Below are 21605 nucleotides of genomic sequence, written 5' to 3'. Positions count from 1 at the left end.
ATCGCCTTCGCTGTCTCTAATATCTCAGAACTTGCCCGGTCGCGCCGACAACGAATTTCTGCACATCAGCAAAACCCGGCGGATTGCGTTCGGCCAGAACCTGGAACGGGCGCTGTGGCAGGATAATGGACCGCTGGGTACGCGTGGCCCCTGTCTCGGCCCCCTGCCCGCCGAACGGGTCGAGGGCAAAGACCTCACGTTCAACGGTGGAAAACCATCCGGCGCGTTCTTCGATGACCTCTTCACTTTCCAACTCTTCCGTGGTCCATGCCAGCGCCCAGTCCTGCCCTTGCGGCGCCTGCGCGTCTTCAAGCACCTGCCGCAGCGGGCCAGATTGCTCGGTATAGGCCGAGGAGTACATCGGACCCACATGGATGCGGCGCAGGTGTTTGGGATGCAGGTCGTCGAAATCCTGATCGAAGCCCTTGGCGATGGTCAGCAGTTTCAGCCCGCCTAAGGACTGCGCCATCAGATGCGCCTGCACTTCGGGCCAACGGCGCTGGTCCTTGGGCAAAGCCGTTTTGCCGCTGTCCTCAAGCTGCATCAGGTAGATGACCGGCAGGTTGATCTGGCTGTCATAGACCGCCCAGTGGATCATGAACTTGCGCCGCTCGCCTTCATTACCGATCCAGTGACATTCGGGATCGTTGCGGGACCAGAACAGCTGACCTTTCAATAATTCCTCGTAATAGAGCCTTTGGGACAGCGCGAATTGCAGCTTTGTTGGAATTTCGCGGTCGCTGATGATGGTGCGGACCATGTCGGTTTTCAGATCATCTTCGGAGGGCATATTCTCAAGGTGCACCTGCGCCTGCTGCGCGTCATTGGCCATGGTCAACAACTCGGCCGCCACCGGAAACCCGCTGTCGCGCTTGTCCATGGCGAGACTGCCAAAGAACCGCCCCGTATCGCGCCCGACCAGCAGGTATTTCATGGACAGTGCGCGGAAGGTGTAGAGCAACCCCGAGAGGTAGCGCGACACGATCCGCACCTCTTGTTTGCTGATCGCGCCCTCAGCCTCCATCGTCGCGGCCACCCGCAGAAGGTGTACGGTGATCACCTCGAATTTGCGGAAATAGCGGCGCGAGGCCAAAGTGTCGGTCAGGCCGACATGGTCTTGGGTGGGGTTAGTCATTTTTGGATTTACTACAACCGGTTCCTCTGCATTGATTGAGCCGCCAAGGCAGGAGAAGAACTTCTGAGATCAGGTACAAGGCGAAGATCATAAGCCCGAAGATTATGCTGCCCGGCCCGACATAAAGAGTTAGGAAGCCGAGCAACTCATAAGTTCCGCCATCCACACCCAATTCATGCAGGAGAGCCGTTAGGCCATAAATCGGGATCGGCCAAACTACGAGAAAGGCGCCGATCCTTAGCAGCCTTTTATCTTTTCGACTAAACCACTTCATCCGCCATACAAGTTCTTGTCATGCTTCTCGACAATCGAGGCAAAACGGCGGGCAAAGCGCTCGTCTGCCTTGGCCTTTTTCTCCAGCACGTCGCGGGCAAAGACCATGTGGTCCTCATGCGCCTCGAGCATGTCGGCCATCTTCTGGTTGGTCGCGGTGCCGATGGCGGCCATGGCGGTTTGCGCCTCTTGATCCGTTTGCACGCCGATCTCGTTGATGCGGTGGGCCACGTCCTGCTGTTGTGCGGTTTTCAGCGATTTGGTCAGGGCGTCGTACAGCACCACGCGCTGCTGCGTGTCTGTCTGCAGCTTGTTGATCAACACCATCTGCGTCGCCGCCTGGTTCTGTAGGGAATCGACCCAGGTTTTGCCCTTTTCGATATAGCGCTCCAGCGTCTGAGACTTGGCCAGCTTGACCTGCTCCTCCTGAACTTTGGCGTTGTATTGCTTGTTCAACTCGGCCAGTTCGGTTTCCAGTTGGGTGCGCGCGGCGGCGTCCTGTTCAACGCTGATCTTGTTCTCCAGCGTAATGATCGTTGGGTCCATGCCTTGGATTTCGGCCCGCAGCGCTTCCAATTCGGCCACAGTCGCCTCGCGGTCATCCAGTGTGCCGGTCAGATTATCTTCGACCTTAACACGCTGCTCTTCCAGCACCGCCAGTTGCCCCTCTAACAGTTTCACGATCACGTCTGATTTGGCGATCAGGTCCTGCAGTTTGTCATCGATATTGGCGGTGCGCATCCTCTCTTGCCGCATCGACTCAGATTTGGCCTTGGCAAAAATACCAACAAAGCTTTCCCACCCGGTTTTCGAGCGCATCTCGTCAAAATCCTTGGAAAACGCGTTGGTGACATCGTCCAGACCCATGATCAGCTCGGCGATGTTGGCGTTCATCACCTCGGTATGGGCATGCACATCCTCAAGCGTTGCGTTTTCGATGTCGATATCCGCCTCGGCTGTGCCGATCTTGGTTCGGGCCGCTTCGATCCGGGATGTCAGCCCTTCAATCTGCGATTGGCTTTCCCGCACTTTCGCCTGAGTTTCTTCGATCAAGGCGTCAAATTGGTGGTTCGACATCACTGCTATCCCTTTTTTCTTCAATTACCCAATAAGATAGGGAATGTTACGCTGATTTACATCCCCGCGAGTCCAAAATTCCTCAGGACTGTGACAAACTCAGTTTCAAAAAGATAGGCGTTATATACTGACCTGATACCTGCGTTTGTTGATCAAATCTGGATTGATCCGCCTTGCATAGTGGGCATAGACAATCCAGACACCACCTGATTGGGTGCGTTGACCAAAATTCCTGCCGGAGGCTGACCCATGCTGGACGCAACAACCGATCTGAAATCCATTTTGAAAAACCCCCACCTGCTTGCGACCAAAGCCTATATCGGTGGTCAGTGGGTAGAGGGTGACAACGGCACCTTCGCGGTGACCAACCCCGCACGCGGTGACGTGGTCGCCGAGGTGGCCGATGTCAGCCGCGCTCAGGTCGCTGGTGCGATTGCACAGGCCGAGGCTGCGCAGAAGGAATGGGCCAAGCTGACCGGAAAAGAGCGCGCCGCAATCCTGCGTCGCTGGTTTGATCTGATGATGGAAAACGCCGAGGATCTGGGCAAGATCCTAACCGCTGAACAAGGCAAACCGCTGGCCGAAGCCATTGGTGAGATCGGGTATGGCGCCTCGTTCATTGAATTTTTCGGTGAAGAGGCCAAGCGCGTCTACGGTGAAACCATCCCCGGGCACCAACGCGACAAGCGGATTATGGTGCTGAAACAGCCGATCGGAGTGGCGGCGTCTATCACGCCATGGAACTTCCCCAACGCGATGATTACCCGCAAGGCCGGACCAGCGCTGGCTGCCGGTTGCGCGTTTGTTGCGCGCCCGGCAATGGAAACCCCTTTGTCGGCACTGGTTTTGGCAGTATTGGCCGAACAGGCAGGTATTCCCGCAGGCGTGTTCAACGTTGTGCCGTCATCAAGTGCCAGCGACGTGGGCAAAGAATTTTGCGAAAACCCCGGCGTGCGTAAGCTGACCTTTACCGGCTCGACCGAAGTGGGCCGCATCCTGCTGCGTCAGGCGGCTGATCAAGTCATGAAATGCTCGATGGAATTGGGCGGCAACGCTCCGTTCATCGTATTCGACGATGCTGATCTGGATGCGGCCGTCGAAGGTGCGATGCTGTGCAAGTTCCGCAACAACGGTCAGACCTGCGTCTGCGCCAACCGGATCTATGTGCAGGCCGGTGTCTACGACGAGTTTGCCGCCAAACTCAAAACCGCGGTAGAGGCGCTGAAGGTTGGCGACGGCCTGTCCGAGGGCACCACAACCGGCCCGCTGATCAACGATGATGCTGTCGCCAAGGTGCAGGAACACATTCAGGACGTCACCGACAAAGGCGGCGCGATCCTGACCGGCGGATTGCCCCATGATCTGGGTGGCACCTTCTTTCAGCCGACCATCGTAACCGATGTGACCCAGGACATGCTGGTGGCACAGGACGAAACCTTTGGCCCGCTTGCCCCATTGTTCAAGTTCGAAGACGAAGATGACGTGATCGCCATGGCCAATGACACCATCTTTGGTCTGGCCTCGTATTTCTATGCCAAGGACCTGAGCCGCGTCTACAAAGTGGCAGAGGCACTGGAATACGGCATCGTGGGTGTAAACACGGGCATCATCTCAACCGAGCTGGGCCCGTTCGGGGGCGTCAAGCAATCCGGCCTTGGACGTGAAGGCAGCCACCACGGCATGGAAGACTACCTTGAGATGAAATACATCTGTCTGTCCGTGTGATCCGGTTTAGGCCAGCGCCTGCACACGTTGGCCTAACTTTACAACGCTCTTGTTGGCGAAGGGCGCTGACGCCTGCAGTCATTGCGTGATGCATGATCAGTCTTACCACGCGGGTAAATATACAACGCCCCGCGCCTGGAGGAACGCGGGGCGTATGGTGCGATGATCCAAAGAGGACAGGATCATCGCTTCGTGAATGTTAGCCGTCTTAGTTCACAGCCTTCGCGTCGACCACATCCTTTTCGATGGCTTTGGCCGAAGAGATTTCGATCCGACGCGGCTTAAGGGCTTCTGGCACCTCGCGCTTCAGATCGATGTTCAGCATTCCATCCTCGTGGCTTGCGCCCGTCACCCGCACGTGGTCAGCGAGGGCAAAGCGGCGCTCGAACGCGCGGGTGGCAATTCCGCGATGCAGATAGCTCCGCTCTTTATCTTCAGAGGCTTTTTTGCCCGCAACAATCAGGGCGTTTTCCTTGACTTCGACCGACAGGTCAGTTTCCGAAAAACCGGCAACAGCAATCGAAATGCGATAGGTGTCGGCATCGGTTTTTTCGATATTATAGGGCGGATAGGTGGGCTGGGCCACGTCATTGGTAAGAACGCGATCCATCATGTCGGCGATCTGGTCAAAACCAATTGTGGCGCGGTGCAGCGGTGCAAAATCAAAACTACGCATGTGTCATATCCTCATGTTTGAGCGATCTGTATTACGCCCTCCGTTTGGACGGGCGACTGAGATTGCCAAGCCCCGTTATTGGCGACCCGGCAAGATTGAAATGGGAAGCGTTTTGGCCGAGTTCAAGACCCGCCGGATGAGATGAATTTCGCGCCCGAGTTCGACTTTCCCGACCCGACCTGCAGCCGTCGGATCGCGGCCTTGGGTTGCGGCGCGTTTCGCCGCAGATCGGCCTTGAGTTCCGCAACGATTCCAGCCAGTTCCATTCCGTATCCAACTTTTTGGCGACCATCGGTTCCCACTGCGGACACGACCGACAAAATCTGCCAGCGCGGGCCGTTCCGGGCCAGCAGTGCCGAACCGGACGACCCAAAGGTGATATCGCAATTGAATGAAATCAAACCCTGCTGGCGTTGCAGTATTCGACACGACCGCTCACGTGTGATCGCTTCTGACCGGCCACGCCCGTATGATGCCAGACTAACCTCGTTCCCAGCCACGCGACCGCTATGCAAGGCGAAGGGATCGGCGACAGAATAGGGAATGGGGTGTTCCAGCCGCATCAACGCCACGTCCGCCCGAACGGAGGCCGCGGACAGCTCTGGTAAGTGGACGTAGTCCGGATGTATTGCAATCTGAACCACCTTACGGTCCGCCAGCGCTTTTCCCGCACTTAGACCTGCCCGAAACATCAGCTTGCCGGGCGCATAGATCTGACCTGTCCTTTTCTCAACCGCGCAATGGGCCGCCGTCAGAACCAAATCCTGCGCAATCAAAGTACCGGTACAAAAGCCCTGATCGCCGATATCCAACCGACCAATGGCTTCCCATCCGTACAGGTCCTCTCGATCGGTCAGCTTTCGCTTGGCGCTTTGCGCGAAGGATGCGGTTGACAGGACAGACAGGCACATAACAGCGGCAAGCATCAGACGTATCATGGTTTGATGAACCTCGCGCCGATGTTCTTTTTGGCCACGCCTTCGGAGGTCTGTGCCCGAAACCCACGGCCTGCCGACAATTCGGCCTGCAACAGGTGCAGCGATCCGGCGACCGGGGTGCCAACTGAAACACGTTGGCCGTCAAATTCGGCCTTTGCGGCCACGACAGACACGATACGTGGACGCTCGCCCGCGAATGAGAAAACCGGTGCCCCGGACGAGCCGAACTCGACGTCGCAAGACATCACCAAAACATCCGACCGACGGGTCATGACCGAACAGACTTCTTGCAGCGCGGGCGCTTCGGCCCGATCCCGCCCGTACGAAACCACGCCCACCTCTTCTCCGTGGCCCGGGCGATCACCGGTTTCAAAGGGGATCACGGTCGTGTTGCGAATGGGTTGCCACAGCTCGATCAATGCAATGTCATTGCGCAGTCGCGCGGTCGATGTCTCGTTTTCATAACGATAATCGGGATGCACAACCGCCTGCCGCGCCGCGCGATAGGCCGACGCCCGACCCAAACGCCAGGCGGCAAGGAACTCGATCTCTGACAGGTCGATCCGTTGTCCTGTGGCCTTGTCATACAAACAATGCGCGGCCGTCAGAACCAATGTCGGTGAGATCAACGTGCCGGTGCAAAAGCCCACCCCGTTGATGTCCAAACGGCCGACGGCCATCCAAGCCCGCCCGGCATCGGTGGTGTCGAGGCTTTTCAGCCCGCTATCCTGCGCCATCGCCGCCATCGGCGTCAGAGCCAGCGCTAAAGCCTTGATCCAGTTTCGCAAGCGGTTCTCCGGCGTTGTTGCTTGCTTTTATCCCTACGGTTGGTGTGGGGCGAAAATAGGGCGACCAGTTCAGATCTGGTTTTCAAATCCAAGTGATGCACCGCGGCACCAGACAGCCTATCTGAGGATCGGAACCGCCGGCACGTTGTCCTGTTGCAAAGCCCGCGGTACGGGTCCGCCGGTAGCCCAATCCAACAGCTCGACCGTGTGCAGGATTGGGATATCAGTGCCCGACCCGATCTGCATCATGCAGCCAATATTGCCCGCAGCGATCACATCGGGGTTTTTCGCCTCAAGAGTTTTGACTTTACGCCGTTTCAACTGCCCCGAAATTTCGGGCTGCATCAAGTTGTAGGTCCCCGCACTGCCGCAGCACAGATGACTATCAACAGGCTCTAACACGGTGAATCCCGCCTTTTTTAACAGGCTTTTGGGATGCGTCTTTACCTTTTGACCGTGCTGCAAGGAACACGCTGCGTGATAGGCAACCGTCATACCTTTGTTGGACCCTTCCGGCAGGTCCAACTGCACCAAAAGCTCGCTTATATCCATTGCGATATCCGAAATACGCGCCGCGTCCTCTGCCAGCGGATCATTGCGGAACATATGCCCATAGTCCTTAACAGTTGTCCCACAGCCCGAGGTGTTGATGACAATTGCGTCCAGACCATCCCCGTCCATTTCGGAAATCCACGCTCTGATATTGGCGGCAGCTGCCTTGTGGCTGTCTTCCACCTTGCCCATGTGATGGGTCAAAGCCCCGCAACAACCCGCGCCGTTGGCGACCACAACCTCGCACCCCAACCGCGTCAGCAAGCGGATCGTCGCATCGTTGATATCCGTGTTCAAAGCTTTCTGCGCACATCCTGTCATCAGCGCAACGCGCTTTCGGCGCTGTCCTTTGGGCGCAAAACTTTGCGGGTCATCATTTCGGCTAACCGGAGGGATATGCTTTGGCGCCATATCCAGCATCGCCCGCAACCGCGCATCAGGGACAAGAAAACGAAATGGTCGGCCCAACTTGGCCCCGATCAGAGCCCAGCGGAACCGCATCGGATAGGGTAGAATCTGCGCCAGAACCCACCGCAACACACGATCGGTGAAGGGGCGTTTATACTTGGCCTCTATGTATTCGCGCGCATGATCGACCAGATGCATATAGTGCACGCCGGACGGGCATGTTGTCATACAGGCCAGACAGGACAGGCAACGGTCGACATGCTTGACCGTTTTTTCGTCGGGCACACGCTCATTCTCAAGCATGTCCTTGATCAGGTAGATGCGGCCGCGCGGGCTGTCTAATTCGTCGCCCAGAACCTGGTAGGTCGGGCAGGTGGCGGTGCAAAAACCGCAATGGACGCAGTTGCGCAAGATTTCGTTCGAGCGTTGGATCGCCGGATCTTGAAGCTGCTTTTTGGTAAATGTCGTCTGCATCACCCTACCCCATCAGTCCGGGATTAAAGACACCGCGAGGATCGAATCGCTGTCTTATTCCCCGTGTTAGAGCCTGTAATGCCATAGGTTCAGGTTGGAAGCGACCAAACGCCTTGACGGTTTCCTCGGTGGCACGCACCAGCGTGGCATGTCCGTCAAAGCGCCCCAGTCTCGCGCGAAGATCGGTGCCTTGCGGGACACGCGCCCAGATCAGGCCGCCACCCCAATCGAACAGGGTCTGATCCGCACTCAACCGCTCCGAAATTTCGGGTGCGTCGGTTGGCTTGACCGAAATCCGCCAGACATCACCGCCGTGACTATGAAACGCCTGCACATCACGAATGGCACGCCATGTGGCAATCGGATCAGCGACCTCGCTCACCTGTCCTATCTTGGCAAGCAACGGCGTCAATTGTTTCAGTCGGTAAGACACCGAGTCCTGAAACCCTTCGACCCTGAGATAGGCGTTGCCATCCTGCGGGTCATACGCGGCACCGCTGACCTGAAACGGAGAATTCAACCCAACGGACATCGCCTGAACCGCGCTGTCGATATCGGCGACCTGAACGGCAAGGGTGGCAACGGTCTCGGGCTTTGGCAGTACCTTCAGCGATACTTCGGTCAGAACGCCCAACGTACCCCAAGACCCCGCCATCAGTTTGACCAGATCGTAACCGGTCACGTTTTTCATCACGCGACCGCCATTCTTAACAACCTGTCCTGTCCCGTCTACATATCGCACACCAAGCAAGAAATCGCGGCACGCCCCGGACTGAATGCGACGCGGGCCCGAGATATTGGCCGCGACCACGCCCCCAATGGTTGGCTCTGCTTTCGTACCCAGCAATCCGCGATGATCCATCGGTTCAAACGCCAGTTGCTGACCCTCTGCATCCAACGCGGCCTCGATTTCTGCCACAGGCGTTCCCGCCTGCGCCACCAGCGTCAGCGCGCCGGGCTCATACAGGGTTATGCCGTTCAGACCAGAGGTATTGATCTCGGCCTCGGGGCCGGGCACGCCACGCGTGCCGCCACCGACAATACGCACGGGGTGCTGCAGTCCGGCCACCATCTCGGCCAGTTCGGCTTCTGTCTCAGGTTTCATAGCGATTATTCTTTGTTAGAGCCTATTCAGCCGCCAGCCGCGCCGTGCGGCGCGCCTCGGACGCGTCCAATGGGAAGACCTTGGCGGGATTAAGCAGCCAGTCCGGGTCGAAAACATCCTTAACCGCCATCTGTGCTTCCAGATCTACCAGCGCGTATTGATGAGACATCAGATCCCGCTTTTCGATACCAACCCCATGCTCACCCGTCAGACAACCGCCCACATCCACGCAGAGCTTGAGGATTTCGGCACCGAACGCTTCGCATTTCTCGAGATCGCCGGGTTTGTTGGCATCAAACAGGATCAGGGGATGCATGTTGCCATCCCCTGCATGGAAAACATTCCCCACGGGCAGGCCGTATTCCTTGCTCAACTCTCCGATCCGGCGCAGCACTTCGGGCAAAGAGGAGACCGGGATTGTGCCATCCAGGCACATGTAGTCATTCATCTGCCCCATCGCGCCAAAGGCTGATTTCCGCCCCAGCCAGATTTTCGCGCTTTCCTCGGCTGACTGGCTTTCGCGCAGTTCAACAGGGTTATGGCGCTTGGCGATCTCGATGATTTTTGCAAGCTGATCGTCGATCTCAGCCTCCGAGCCCTCGACCTCGACAATCAGCAGTGCGGTGCAGTCGGGATAGCCCGCGTGGGCGAAATTTTCGCAGGCCTTGATACACAACGTATCCATGAATTCGATCGCCACAGGCAGAATGCCAGACTTGATGATGTCGGACACGCATTGTCCGGCCACCTCATTGTCATCGAACCCCATCAAGACGGGCCTTGCTCCTTCCGGCTTGCGCAGAATGCGCAGCGTCGCCTCGGTCACTACACCCAGCTGACCTTCCGACCCACAGATCAGACCCAGCAGGTCCAGCCCACCTGCATCCAGATGCGCGCCGCCGATTTCGATCACACTGCCATCCATAAGGACCATTTTGACGCCAAGAAGGTTATTGGTCGTCACCCCGTATTTCAGGCAATGTGCCCCGCCAGAATTCATCGCGATATTACCCGCGATGGCGCACGCCAGTTGCGAGGACGGGTCCGGGGCATAGAAGAAATCTTCTTCTTCCACCGCACCGGTCACACTCAGATTGGTGCGCCCGGTCTGAACGCGAATGAACCGGTTGTCGTAGTCGGTTTCCAGAACGTCATTCATGCGCGCAACACCGAGGATAACGCAATCTGCCGTTGGTAACGCCCCGCCTGCCAGCGACGTGCCCGAACCGCGCGGCACAACGGGCACGCCTTCCTCATGGCAGATGCGCAGCACGTCCGAGACCTGCTGCGTGGTTGACGGCAAAACCGCCAGCATCGGAGGGCAGCGGTAAGCCGTCAATGCATCGCATTCATAGGCGCGCGTCTCGGCCGGATCGTGAATCACAGCGTCTTCGGGCAATACTTGCTGTAACCTGCGCAAAACCAAGGCTTTGCGGTTTAAAATGTCGGGGTTTGGCGTTGGCATATCCATGGCGATCCCTCACGTTTGGTAAAATAATATTACCAATTTACCCGTCTGGCAAGTTTCCCTATCTCAACGTAGTGTCACGGCCATGACTTGGATCGAACGCGCCATGGTGTTTTCACCGCTCGACTACGCCGCCATTCTGCTGCTGCTTTGTGCCTGGCAGTGGATCGGCTGGCGGATCGACAATCCCTCACCCAACAGGAAGTCCGTCGCGATGATGATGGATGATTTCCGCCGCGACTGGATGCATGAGATGGTTACACGTCAACCGCGCATGTTCGATGCGCAAGTGGTGGCCAGCATGCGGCAGGGCAGCACATTCTTCGCCTCGACCACCATGATCGCGATCGGGGGCGGACTGGCCCTGTTGGGGAATACTGAACGCCTTGCCGGAGTAGCACGCGACCTTGCCATCGGCAGCGCACCTGCGCTGGTGTGGGAGATCAAGATACTGGTGGTTCTGGTCTTCCTGTCGAACGCATTCCTGAAATATGTATGGGCGCACCGCCTTTTTGGTTATTGCGCCGTGATGATGGCCGCCGTGCCAAACGATCCCGAGGACTCACAGGCCTATCCTCGTGCTGCACAGGCCGCCGAAATATGCGTGACCGCGGCGCGCAGCTTCAATCGCGCCCTGCGCGCCACCTATTTCGCGCTGGCCTCGGTCACATGGATTTTAGGGCCGGTCGCGTTGATTATCGGAACTGTTGCGACGTTTGGAGTGCTATACCGGCGAGAATTCGCGTCTCATTCACGCTCGGTGCTGCTGAAATTGCCGCCCAACACCAAGTTATGATGGCGCAGATACAGCATGCCGCCTATCGTCAGTCCATGCGCTATCTGATTCTCAGCGCCATTCTGGCAAGCCCCGCCTTTGCCGATCCCGCAGTGATCGAAGACGTCTCGGCCCGCCAAAACGGTGAGGCTTGGCGTTTCGATGTCACAATTCGACATCCTGACACAGGCTGGGATCACTATGCCGATGGCTGGCGTGTTCTGGACATGGAAGGCAACGAGTTGGGCATGCGCGTGCTGCATCACCCGCACGAGACTGAGCAGCCGTTTACGCGCTCATTAAGTGGTGTTGTGATCCCAGGCGGCGTCACGCAGGTTCAGATACAGGCGCGGTGCAATGTCGATGGCTGGAATGACGGCACCACAGTGGTTGATCTGAACTGACGCTCAAAACACGCCAAGGCTGAGACCGGCAGCCAAGGCGGCACCAATCTCACGGCATTTTTCCAATTGATCCTTAGGGATGGTCTTTTCAGCCAGTATAGCCTCGGGCGTTTGCGCATGGGTGCACAGGATCAGAGGCGGTTGCACCTCTTTCAGCCGCCAACCGGCCGCAATCCGGGCGATCTGTCGCGCGGCATTCTCGCCATCAGACCCCGCGCAAACCATCTGGGCATAGGGGCGCCCTTCGATCCTGCCCAGCACGGGATAATAACATCTGTCAAAAAACTCTTTCATCAGACCCGAAATCGCAGCCAGATTTTCCGGGGCGCAGAAGATATAGCCATCGGCAGCCAGCAAGTCCTTGGGCCCGGCCTGATCTGCGAATTTCAGAACAACATCCGCCTCAGCCCGCCCGGCCGCAGCCGCCGCTTCGGCCATCTGCCGGGCTCCACCAGTGCGGGAATGATAAACGATCAAAAGCTGCGCCATGTCAGACCCGGTGATATGGGCCACCCGACAATATCGTTGCGGCCCGGTAAAGCTGTTCGGCCAGCATCACACGGACGAGCATATGAGGCCAGACCATCGCCCCGAAGGAGATGGAAAAATCGGCCTCAGCCCGCAGATCAGGGTCTATTCCGTCGGCACCGCCGATGATCAGTGCAAGGTCCTGCCGCCCCGCATCCCTCCAGCCGCCCAGCTTCTCGGCGAATTCCGGCGATGACATCACCCGTCCGCGTTCATCCAACGTGCAGATCACCGCGCCTTTGGGCAGCGATTTGCGCAGCAGCGCGGCTTCGGCGCTCATGCCTGTGTTTTTCTTGTCTTCGACCTCGACCACACGCGCGGGACCAAGACCCAGGCTGCGGCCGGTCCTGTCAAATCGGGTCAGATAATCATCAAGCAGGGTTTTCTCCGGTCCGGCACGCAATCGCCCGACCGCACAAATGCTTATACGCATATTTCTCTCGCCACCGGCCTGTTAATGCAGACCGGGATAGCGCCTCAGTTGGCCGAGGCGCTGCCGCCCTGAGGCAGCCACATCTTTTCCAGCTGGTAGAATTCACGCACTTCGGGGCGGAAGATATGGACGATCACGTCGCCCGTATCGATCAGCACCCAGTCGCCGGCATCCTTGCCTTCGACCTTCGAGGTGAAGCCGAACTCCTGCTTGATGCGATCCGTCAGTTTTTCCGCCATGGCCGAGACCTGACGGGTCGACCGACCCGAGGCAATCACCATGTAATCCGCAACCGATGATTTGCCTTGCAGGTTGATCTGCACGACATCTTCGGCCTTGTCATCGGAAAGTGAGGAAAGGATACGCTCAAGCAGCTTGTCGCTGATTGACTGAGAGTGGGCCATCACGCTGGCCCCGTCTTCGGCAGGCAAACCCGCCTGTGTATGTAGAGACAGGACATTGTCCTCCTTTGCTGCGCGCCGCAAACCCCCGGCGCCGGGGTAGTATAAAGGTAGCAAGAGGAATGCAACATTTCAATGAAATGCCGCGACACGTAAGGCACAGGGGGTCACTCTTTGGCGACCTGTTGCGTGGCTGCGTCGTCGTCCAGCAACCGAACCTCGCGCTGTGGGAAGGGGATTGAGATACCCTGCTCTTTGAACGCGTCCCACAGGGCGAGGTAGACATTGCCCCGAATATTGGTCAGCCCCTTGGTCGGATCGCTGATCCAGAACCGCAGCACATAGTCGACACTGCTGTCGCCAAACCCTGTGATGTGGCAAACCGGTTCGTGCGACCCGCCGCTGAGCACGCGCTTGACCCCTTTGACCGCCCGGATCGCGGTTGCGCGCACCTGATGCGGATCATCGGCATAGCTGGTGCCAAAATCCAGATCCAACCGCACGAACCGGTCCGAATGCGACCAGTTCACCACCTGATTGGTAATCAAATCCTCGTTCGGGATCAGGTACTCCCGCCCGTCCCGCGTCACAACCGAAACATACCGCGCGCCCAGCGCGTTGATCCAACCGAACGTATCGCCCAGCGAGATCACATCACCCGGCTTGATGGACCGGTCCATCAGGATGATGATCCCCGAGATCAGGTTTGACACCACCTTTTGCAGGCCAAAGCCGATCCCCACACCGATCGCACCGGACAGCAGCGCGATGCCTGTCAGATCAAAGCCCAACGTGCGGATGGCAACCAGAAAGACAGCACCGTAAAGCACGACTTGGATGCCCTTGGCCAAAAGCACCTGCATCGATGGGGAAATATCGTCGTTGCTCTGCAAACCCCGTTCGGCCGCGCGGGTACCTAAACGGGCCAGAGTCAGCAGGATACCAATCAGCAGGGTCGCCTTGAGGATCCCAAGGACCGAGATGTGCAGCTCACCAATGGATACGGCCACACCGTCCAGAAACTCGGCCACATCATCCGTAAGATTAAGTGCGATCAACGTTGCATAGACCCACATGGCCCATTTGAAAATCCGCCGCAGCGTCCGGTTGCGCACCAGCCGGGCAACCAGAGCAATCGCAAGCCATGCCGTTGCCAGCGTCGCCACAACCCCGATGATGTAGCTGCGTGATGGCCAGGTGATCTGCTGCATCAGCAGGTACAACGCCCAAGACAGCACCACGAAATAGACCAAAGTCATGCGCTGCATCAGCTGGACAAGAATCCGCAGCCGCCATTTTGGCCAGCCGGCCCGGGCCCGCGCCCAAGTTTCCCATCGGCCTTGTGTCACCAGTTTCAGGGCATAGGCTACGGCCCACAGAACCAGAATGATGACCAACTGGTGCTGCCGCCAGCCGGGCGTGACAATCAGCTCGACAAGATTTTCGAATTGCACGGAAAAACCCGCTGTCATGTTCTGATAGAGGTCCGACAGCGAACTGGGGATCAGATCTTGGTCCATGCTGCCAGCTTGTACAGCGTTTCCAAATGATGCAAGCCCGGTGCGGGATTGAACCTTGATTGACGGCAAACCCCGTTATATCTGGTGCGCATGAGACTCAATGTGGCCCAATTCCAGAACCTGGAAGACCGCGCGCGCCTGCGTGAGCGGTTCTTTGGGGCTGCCCGCACGGTCCTGGCACGCCTACCTGTCGCCTGAGCCAACTCGCCAGCTATTTCTCATTACATACGGGAGAGGACCGATGTCCCCCAAAACACTCTATGACAAGATCTGGGATGCCCATGTCGCGCACGAAGCCGATGATGGCACCTGCCTGCTGTATATCGACCGCCATCTGGTGCACGAAGTCACCAGCCCGCAGGCGTTCGAAGGTCTGCGCATGGCGGGCCGTCCGGTGCGCGCGCCGGAAAAGACCATCGCCGTGCCGGATCACAATGTTCCTACCACACCGGATCGCGTAAACGGGATCGAGAACCCTGAATCGCGTATTCAGGTTGAAGCTCTCGACAAGAACGCCAAAGATTTTGGCATTCACTATTACCCGGTGAATGACGTCCGTCAGGGCATCGTGCACATTGTTGGCCCGGAACAAGGCTGGACCCTGCCCGGCATGACGGTTGTCTGCGGCGACAGCCACACCGCGACCCACGGTGCATTTGGCGCACTGGCCCATGGTATCGGGACGTCAGAGGTTGAGCATGTATTGGCAACCCAGACCCTGATCCAAAAGAAATCAAAGAACATGAAGGTGGAAATCACCGGCAAACTGCAGCCGGGCGTGACCGCCAAGGATATCACTCTGGCCGTTATCGGTGAGACCGGCACCGCGGGCGGCACAGGCTATGTCATCGAATATTGCGGCGAAGCAATCCGCAACCTGTCGATGGAAGGCCGCATGACCGTCTGCAACATGGCAATCGAAGGCGGCGCCCGCGCTGGCCTGATCGCGCCTGATGAGACCACGTTTGAGTATGTCAAAGGCCGCCCGCACGCCCCCAAAGGTGCGCAATGGGAAGCTGCGATGGATTGGTGGAAGACACTCTACACCGACGAAGGCGCACATTTCGACAAGGTCGTTACCATACGTGGTGAGGATATCGCGCCGGTCGTCACATGGGGCACCAGCCCCGAGGATGTTCTGCCGATCACGGCAACTGTGCCACACCCCGAAGACTTCGAAGGCGGCAAGGTCGACGCAGCCCGCCGTTCAATCGAATACATGGGTCTGCAAGCCGGTCAAAAGCTGAGTGATGTGGAAATCGACACCGTCTTTATCGGGTCTTGCACGAATGGCCGGATCGAGGATTTGCGCGCCGCTGCCGAAATCCTGAAAGGCAAAAAGATCAAGGACGGCATGCGCGCCATGGTCGTTCCTGGATCGGGTCTGGTGCGCATGCAGGCCGAAGAAGAAGGCCTTGCCGATATCTTCAAAGAGGCCGGTTTCGAATGGCGTCTGGCAGGATGTTCGATGTGTCTGGCGATGAACCCCGACCAGTTGCAGCCGGGTGAACGCTGCGCGGCGACGTCAAACCGCAACTTCGAAGGCCGTCAGGGGCGTGGTGGGCGCACCCATCTGCTTAGCCCGGCAATGGCTGCCGCAGCGGCAATCACAGGACGGCTGACAGACGTCCGTGAATTGATGTAAGGTCCCCTCATATCTAGATATTTGAGGGATTAAGAATATGAGTGACTGGATTAAATGGCTTCTGTTGGGGCTGCTGTCGATTGCGTTTGGTATTTTTGTGCTGGGCGCGCCGGTTGTGGCATCCATCGCCGTAACAATGGTAACTGGCGTGTTGCTGCTGATTTCGGGCGGGCTGCAAGTTGTGGGCGGCTTCACGGTCGAAGGTGTAGGCAACAAAATCCTGTCACTCATAATGGGTGCCGTGATGTTGTTTCTGGGCTGGTCGTTTCTGGATAACCCACTGGAGGGGACATTGACCCTGACAACTGTGGTCATGATCCTGTTTGTGGCCGGCGGAATCGCTCGCATCATTTTGTCATTCCAGATGCGTGGCACTCAATTCTACTGGCCAACGCTGATTTCAGGTGTCCTGTCCCTGGCCTTGGCCGCCTACATCCTTGCCAATGCCTCGATAGGGCTGGCGCTGAGCTTGTTGGGTATCTTGTTGGGTATCGAGATGCTGTTCAACGGGTTTGGATTGGTTTTCATGGCGCTCTTTATCAAAAGCGCGCCCAATGACGTAACGGAAGCGAAAGAAGCTTAAACGCGGGGCACGGGCGCGGCCCTCTCCCGCAGGAGAATGAACATGGAAAAGTTTGAAAAAGTCCACGGGGTGGCCGCCCCAATGCCGCTGATCAATATCGACACGGATATGATCATCCCGAAGGTACACCTTAAAACCATCAAACGGTCCGGTCTTGGCGTCGTGCTGTTTGACGAGATGCGCTATCACGACGACGGTCAGGAAAACCCCGAGTTCGTTCTGAACAAGCCCGCGTATCGTGAGGCCGACATTCTTGTCGCGGGGGACAATTTCGGCTGCGGCTCGTCGCGTGAACATGCGCCTTGGGCGATCAAGGATTTTGGCATCAAGGTTGTGATCTCAACCAGCTTTGCAGACATCTTTTTCAACAACTGCTTCAAGAACGGCATCCTGCCCATCGTGGTGAACGAAGAACACCATGCGATCCTGATGGACGACGCGCACAAGGGTGAAAATGCCCGTATGACCGTCAATCTAGAAGATCAGCAGATCACGACGTCGGATGGGCATGTGATCGAGTTCGACATCGATCCGCATCGCAAACACTGCCTTTTGAACGGTTTGGACGATATCGGTCTGACCATGGAAAAAGATCACCACATCGACAAGTTTGAGGAACACGCGAGTCAAGCCCGTCCCTGGGTATGATTCTGAGGACGAATCTGTGGACACTCAACCAATGGGGTCGCTTCGGCGGCCCCATTCTCATTCTTGGGGTTAAGTTTTAGTAAACCACAATATATAGATATCCTGTTGCGATACACGTCGGATTTGCGTCGAAAATGATGCAATCCCGCACCAGTTGCGCCATCTTTTTGCCCAAAACTCAGTGTTTTCTAAAGCTTGGCTTGAGCGAAATGTCGCTTATCGCCAATGTCTGGAATTTAAGAGGCATCCGTCTACGAAACATGCGGCGGGCACGAGTTGGAACGAAGTCGGCGTAGAATCGGCTATTCCGGTTTGGAAAGGGTTCGGATAGTGATTGCGCGCACAACAGGGGCGGCGATTCGGGGTATATTGGTCGCCTTAATGGTACTGACCCCCGCATTGTACCTGCCCATATCGTCAACAAACGGCACCGAGATCGTCGTCTTCCTTGCGATTCTCGCCTTTTTCCTGACGTTTGCCGAATACAACTCGGCTTTTCCCAGCTTTATCGAATTCCGCGACGCGCCGCCTGTGAACCGCTTGCGCTTTGTCGGGCTGATGTCGATGGTCACCTTCCTGACGCTGATCTGTAAAAACGCCTATGTGCCAACTGATCTGACCGAGTCATTCTATGCGATGGGTCTGAGCGTCGCTAATGTAGTTGATTTCCCTTACTCACCCGTTCGCCTCGTCGTTCTGGTTCTGCCTGCTGATGCCAGCCCGCAGCTGATCGAATTGGTTCGCATTTCGGCCAGCGTGGCTTATGTCGCTGCGTTGGTGACGATCGCAAGCTTTGCTTACGCCGTGAAAATGCGTGGTTGGCCCACGGGCAACGGCGCATTCAACGTTTGGACTAACCTGCCGTTGTTCGACCCGACCAAAGGCGGAGATGTCGTTACCCGGTTGCAAAGGGACGGGCGCCTGAACATCTCAATCGGGGTGCTGCTGCCGTTCCTGATTCCGGCCGTGATCAAGCTGTTGACCGACTTTGCCAACCCGATTTCGCTGAGTAACCCGCAGACCCTGATCTGGACCATGAGCGCTTGGGCCTTCCTGCCCGCCAGCATGATCATGCGCGGCATGGCAACACTGCGCATCGCTAACCTGATTGTCGAAAAACGCCGCGCCTATTCTACCACCGACTTCACACAGGCTGCATGATCCGCGCCCTGTTTATCTTACTGCTGCCGATGATGGCGCAGGCCGAGACAGTGCGCATTGCCACGTACAACACCGAACTCAGCCGCGATGGACCGGGCCTGCTGCTGCGCGACATTCAGCGCGGCGACCCGCAGGTGCAGGCCGTGGTCGATGTGCTTGTCGCGGCGCAGTCGGATATCGTTGCCCTGCAGGGGGTCGACTGGGACTTGGAAGGGCAAGCTATTGCCGCTTTGATCGACCAACTCCGCACGACAGGACTGGACTATCCCTATCATTTTTCTGGGGTTCCGAATTCGGGGTTCGAAACCGCGTTGGACCTGAATGGTGACGGGCGCACCCATGGCCCGGCAGACGCCCAGGGCTGGGGTCGCTTCACTGGTCAGGCCGGGTTGGCGGTGCTTTCGCGTTACCCCATCAATGAAGACAAGGTGCAGGACTTTACCAACCTGCTGTGGCGTGACCTGCCGGGTGCAGAATTGCCGGTTACGGACGCTGGTCCTTTCCCCTCGGAAGAGGCGCAGGCCATACAGCGCCTGTCTTCTGTTGCCCATTGGATCGTGCCTGTGGACACACCGATCGGGTCACTGGACCTGATGACGTTTCACGCCGCGCCGCCCGTGTTCGACGGGCCCGAAGATCGCAACGGGTTGCGGAACCGTGATGAGATCCGCCTCTGGTCCCTTGTTCTGGACGGTGAACTCGGGCGCAAACCGGATGGCCCGTTCGTTATCGCCGCAGATGCCAACTTGGACCCCGTGCGGGGGGATGGGCGCACCGAAGCAATACAAGCTCTGCTGACCGATTCGCGGCTGCAGGATCCCCGCCCCGCTGATGCGTCAGGCGCGCTGACGACCGTGGAATGGAAGGCCGTAGGCGAGATGCGGGTCGATTATGTGCTGCCATCAGCGGACCTGCAGGTATTGGATGCGGGCATCTTTTGGCCCGACCCGGACACGCCCCTGCGGAAAACGGCTGAGCAAGCCAGCAGGCACCGGCTGGTGTGGGTGGACGTAACCGCGCCTACCCAGCCAATGAACTAACTTGCCCAATTTGTCCGATGACGTTCCGAACTCTACCTACCATGAGCGGAACAAGTTCGCCTTGGCCACGACTGGTCAGAGCGGGCCGGTGTAAGTTCCGCGCGGCGGGTAGTTATTGCCCAGGGAAAATTTCAGGCCACCCACAATATCGGAAGTGGATGGGCGCCCGAATGGTGTTGTTTGCTGCCAGGCGAAGTAAAGCGACCGGTCGGGTGCGATGTAGAAATGGCCGGGTTCGGCGAACAGTGCCGGTTCCGCGCTGCCCTCGCGCGCGGTTGAGATGTTCAGCCCCCAATCCTCGCGCGCGGCTGCCAGCGGCAGGCTGTGACCCACACGCAGGCGCGAGACGCCAGCCTTCTGCGCGGTTTCCGCCGCGCGATCCGCCGTATCTGTCGAGATCATGATCACTTCGACGCCCAGCGCGGCAAACTCATCTAGGGCGGCTTCGACCTCGGACATTTGCCTTATGCAGATCGGGCAGTGCAGACCCCTATACTGAATCACCAGCGTGCCATTTTCCCCATTGTCGGCATCCAGATCGAATGTTCCGTGACCGACAGTATCGATTTTCAGCGCAGGGACGGGTTTTCCCGGTATCAGCATGTATTTTCCTCGTAGTTTGACGGGTTCGTCTCATTGACCCGATGCGGCGCAGACGCTAGGGCCTTTTCGACCAAACGCAAGGAGATCCTTCATGTCCAACCCTTCGCTCCTCATCCTGCCCGGAGACGGAATTGGCCCCGAAGTTATGGCCGAAGTGCGCAGAATTATCGATTGGTTCAGCGACAAGCGTGACCTTCACTTTGACGTGAGCGAAGATCTGGTGGGCGGTGCGGCTTATGACGCGCATGGAAAGCCCCTGTCGGACGAAACCATGGCCAAGGCGCAAGAGGTGGACGCGGTTCTGCTGGGTGCCGTGGGTGGCCCGAAATACGACGATCTGGATTTCAGCCTCAAGCCCGAGCGCGGTCTGCTGCGCCTGCGCAAGGAAATGGACCTGTATTCAAACCTGCGTCCGGCACAGTGTTTTGACGCGCTGGCCGATTTCTCATCGCTGAAAAAAGACATCGTCGCGGGTCTGGACATCATGATCGTGCGCGAGCTGACCTCGGGCGTTTATTTCGGCGAGCCGCGCGGCATTTTCGAAGAAGGTAATGAGCGCGTCGGCATCAACACCCAGCGCTATACCGAATCCGAGATTGAGCGCGTCGCGCGTTCGGCCTTTGAGTTGGCAATGCGCCGGAACAAGAAACTGTGCTCAATGGAAAAGGCCAATGTGATGGAATCGGGCATCCTGTGGCGTGAAGTCGTGACCCGCGTAAGCCAAGACTATCCCGAAGTTGAGCTGAGCCATATGTATGCCGATAACGGCGCCATGCAGCTGGTGCGCGCGCCCAAGCAGTTTGACGTGATCCTGACAGACAACCTGTTTGGCGATATCCTGTCGGACTGCGCCGCGATGCTGACCGGATCGCTTGGCATGTTGCCCTCGGCCAGCCTTGGAGCCCCAATGGCGAATGGCCGTCCCAAGGCGATGTACGAGCCCGTGCACGGGTCTGCCCCGGATATCGCGGGTGAAGGCAAGGCCAACCCGATCGCCTGTATCCTCAGCTTTGCCATGGCGCTGCGCTATAGCTTTGATCAGGGCGACGAAGCTGACCGCCTGGAAGCTGCGATCGAGAAGGTGTTGGCCGATGGCGTCCGCACCGGCGACCTGCTGGCTGATGAAGGGGTAACTCCGGTCTCGACCACCCAGATGGGTGACGCGATTTTGGCCGCACTGGACAGTAGCCTCTGATCACTTGGGGCGATTGGACAGAAAGGCGGTGCCGGGTGCACCGCCTTTTT

General features: G+C 57.8%; 23 protein-coding genes. 10 read left to right on the top strand and 13 right to left on the bottom strand.

Going from position 1 to position 21605, the window contains the following annotated elements; all coding sequences use genetic code 11:
- Nucleotides 1-16 precede the first annotated feature (16 nt).
- Complete coding sequence (locus tag AVO44_RS15210) at nt 17-1135, bottom strand: hypothetical protein (protein WP_068338468.1); 1119 nt, start codon at nt 1133-1135, stop codon at nt 17-19.
- 270 nt (nt 1136-1405) lie between these two features.
- Nucleotides 1406-2485 carry a coiled-coil domain-containing protein gene (locus tag AVO44_RS15200; protein WP_068338464.1) on the bottom strand — a complete coding sequence of 360 codons (1080 nt, stop codon included), beginning with the start codon at nt 2483-2485 and terminating at the stop codon, nt 1406-1408.
- A 249-nt stretch (nt 2486-2734) separates the two neighbouring features.
- Here AVO44_RS15200 and AVO44_RS15195 point away from each other — a divergent pair, with 249 nt between their 5' ends.
- Nucleotides 2735-4210: an NAD-dependent succinate-semialdehyde dehydrogenase gene (locus AVO44_RS15195; RefSeq protein WP_068338462.1), complete on the top strand. Its 1476-nt coding sequence runs from the start codon at nt 2735-2737 to the stop codon at nt 4208-4210.
- Between the two features lie 208 nt (nt 4211-4418).
- Here the strand turns inward: AVO44_RS15195 and AVO44_RS15190 are convergent, their stop codons facing one another.
- The 6 genes from AVO44_RS15190 to AVO44_RS15165 all read right to left on the bottom strand — a co-directional run bounded on the left by AVO44_RS15190 (nt 4419) and on the right by AVO44_RS15165 (nt 10622).
- Entirely contained in the window at nt 4419-4886 is a 468-nt protein-coding gene (locus AVO44_RS15190) for an Hsp20 family protein (RefSeq protein WP_068338461.1), read from the bottom strand.
- Between the two features lie 122 nt (nt 4887-5008).
- Nucleotides 5009-5824, bottom strand: a complete 816-nt coding sequence (locus AVO44_RS15185) for a trypsin-like serine peptidase (RefSeq protein WP_068338459.1) — start codon at nt 5822-5824, stop codon at nt 5009-5011.
- Nucleotides 5821-6612 carry a trypsin-like serine peptidase gene (locus AVO44_RS15180; protein WP_068338457.1) on the bottom strand — a complete coding sequence of 264 codons (792 nt, stop codon included), beginning with the start codon at nt 6610-6612 and terminating at the stop codon, nt 5821-5823. The genes AVO44_RS15185 and AVO44_RS15180 overlap by 4 nt, the downstream gene beginning before the upstream one ends.
- A gap of 117 nt (nt 6613-6729) precedes the next feature.
- The gene (gene glcF, locus AVO44_RS15175) at nt 6730-8046 is read right to left on the bottom strand and encodes a glycolate oxidase subunit GlcF (protein ID WP_068338455.1); all 1317 of its coding nucleotides are present in this window, start codon (nt 8044-8046) and stop codon (nt 6730-6732) included.
- A gap of 4 nt (nt 8047-8050) precedes the next feature.
- Nucleotides 8051-9151: an FAD-binding protein gene (locus AVO44_RS15170; protein ID WP_068338453.1), complete on the bottom strand. Its 1101-nt coding sequence runs from the start codon at nt 9149-9151 to the stop codon at nt 8051-8053.
- Between the two features lie 22 nt (nt 9152-9173).
- On the bottom strand, nt 9174-10622 hold the full coding sequence (locus AVO44_RS15165; protein WP_068338451.1) for an FAD-linked oxidase C-terminal domain-containing protein: 1449 nt from the start codon (nt 10620-10622) through the stop codon (nt 9174-9176).
- Between the two features lie 82 nt (nt 10623-10704).
- On the opposite strand from AVO44_RS15165, the gene AVO44_RS15160 reads away from it, so the two are divergent.
- A complete protein-coding gene (locus tag AVO44_RS15160) occupies nt 10705-11415 on the top strand; it encodes a DUF599 domain-containing protein (protein ID WP_068338449.1) in 711 nt (236 codons plus the stop codon).
- Between the two features lie 35 nt (nt 11416-11450).
- A complete protein-coding gene (locus AVO44_RS15155) occupies nt 11451-11798 on the top strand; it encodes a hypothetical protein (RefSeq protein ID WP_068338938.1) in 348 nt (115 codons plus the stop codon).
- A gap of 3 nt (nt 11799-11801) precedes the next feature.
- On the opposite strand, the gene AVO44_RS15150 is transcribed toward AVO44_RS15155, so the two are convergent.
- The 4 genes from AVO44_RS15150 to AVO44_RS15135 all read right to left on the bottom strand — a co-directional run bounded on the left by AVO44_RS15150 (nt 11802) and on the right by AVO44_RS15135 (nt 14680).
- Nucleotides 11802-12287 (bottom strand): flavodoxin family protein, encoded by a 486-nt coding sequence (locus tag AVO44_RS15150; RefSeq protein WP_068338447.1) that lies wholly within the window; start codon nt 12285-12287, stop codon nt 11802-11804.
- Nucleotide 12288: 1 nt separating this feature from the next.
- Nucleotides 12289-12759, bottom strand: coding sequence for a 23S rRNA (pseudouridine(1915)-N(3))-methyltransferase RlmH (gene rlmH / locus AVO44_RS15145; protein ID WP_068338445.1), 471 nt, complete (start codon nt 12757-12759; stop codon nt 12289-12291).
- A 44-nt stretch (nt 12760-12803) separates the two neighbouring features.
- Nucleotides 12804-13163, bottom strand: a complete 360-nt coding sequence (gene rsfS, locus AVO44_RS15140) for a ribosome silencing factor (RefSeq protein ID WP_068338936.1) — start codon at nt 13161-13163, stop codon at nt 12804-12806.
- Nucleotides 13164-13327: 164 nt separating this feature from the next.
- Complete coding sequence (locus AVO44_RS15135; RefSeq protein WP_068338443.1) at nt 13328-14680, bottom strand: mechanosensitive ion channel family protein; 1353 nt, start codon at nt 14678-14680, stop codon at nt 13328-13330.
- Nucleotides 14681-14770: 90 nt separating this feature from the next.
- Between AVO44_RS15135 and AVO44_RS15130 the strand changes: the two genes are divergently transcribed.
- The 6 genes from AVO44_RS15130 (at nt 14771) to AVO44_RS15105 (ending at nt 19757) form a co-directional block, all read left to right on the top strand.
- Nucleotides 14771-14878, top strand: a complete 108-nt coding sequence (locus AVO44_RS15130) for an isopropylmalate isomerase (protein WP_068338442.1) — start codon at nt 14771-14773, stop codon at nt 14876-14878.
- Between the two features lie 43 nt (nt 14879-14921).
- Entirely contained in the window at nt 14922-16325 is a 1404-nt protein-coding gene (gene leuC, locus AVO44_RS15125) for a 3-isopropylmalate dehydratase large subunit (protein WP_068338440.1), read from the top strand.
- Nucleotides 16326-16362: 37 nt separating this feature from the next.
- On the top strand, nt 16363-16908 hold the full coding sequence (locus AVO44_RS15120; RefSeq protein ID WP_068338438.1) for an HdeD family acid-resistance protein: 546 nt from the start codon (nt 16363-16365) through the stop codon (nt 16906-16908).
- Nucleotides 16909-16950: 42 nt separating this feature from the next.
- Nucleotides 16951-17556 (top strand): 3-isopropylmalate dehydratase small subunit, encoded by a 606-nt coding sequence (gene leuD / locus AVO44_RS15115; protein ID WP_068338436.1) that lies wholly within the window; start codon nt 16951-16953, stop codon nt 17554-17556.
- Between the two features lie 330 nt (nt 17557-17886).
- Complete coding sequence (locus AVO44_RS15110) at nt 17887-18717, top strand: hypothetical protein (protein WP_068338434.1); 831 nt, start codon at nt 17887-17889, stop codon at nt 18715-18717.
- Entirely contained in the window at nt 18714-19757 is a 1044-nt protein-coding gene (locus AVO44_RS15105; protein WP_068338432.1) for an endonuclease/exonuclease/phosphatase family protein, read from the top strand. Before AVO44_RS15110 ends, AVO44_RS15105 begins: the two co-directional genes overlap by 4 nt.
- A gap of 75 nt (nt 19758-19832) precedes the next feature.
- Here the strand turns inward: AVO44_RS15105 and AVO44_RS15100 are convergent, their stop codons facing one another.
- Nucleotides 19833-20360 (bottom strand): redoxin domain-containing protein, encoded by a 528-nt coding sequence (locus AVO44_RS15100; RefSeq protein WP_068338430.1) that lies wholly within the window; start codon nt 20358-20360, stop codon nt 19833-19835.
- A gap of 91 nt (nt 20361-20451) precedes the next feature.
- Here AVO44_RS15100 and leuB point away from each other — a divergent pair, with 91 nt between their 5' ends.
- Nucleotides 20452-21555 (top strand): 3-isopropylmalate dehydrogenase, encoded by a 1104-nt coding sequence (leuB, locus tag AVO44_RS15095; protein ID WP_068338428.1) that lies wholly within the window; start codon nt 20452-20454, stop codon nt 21553-21555.
- Nucleotides 21556-21605: the final 50 nt, after the last annotated feature.

It is taken from the genome of Ruegeria profundi (assembly GCF_001507545.1).
Taxonomy (GTDB): domain Bacteria; phylum Pseudomonadota; class Alphaproteobacteria; order Rhodobacterales; family Rhodobacteraceae; genus Ruegeria; species Ruegeria profundi.
This window is presented reverse-complemented; position numbering and strand designations above follow the sequence as displayed.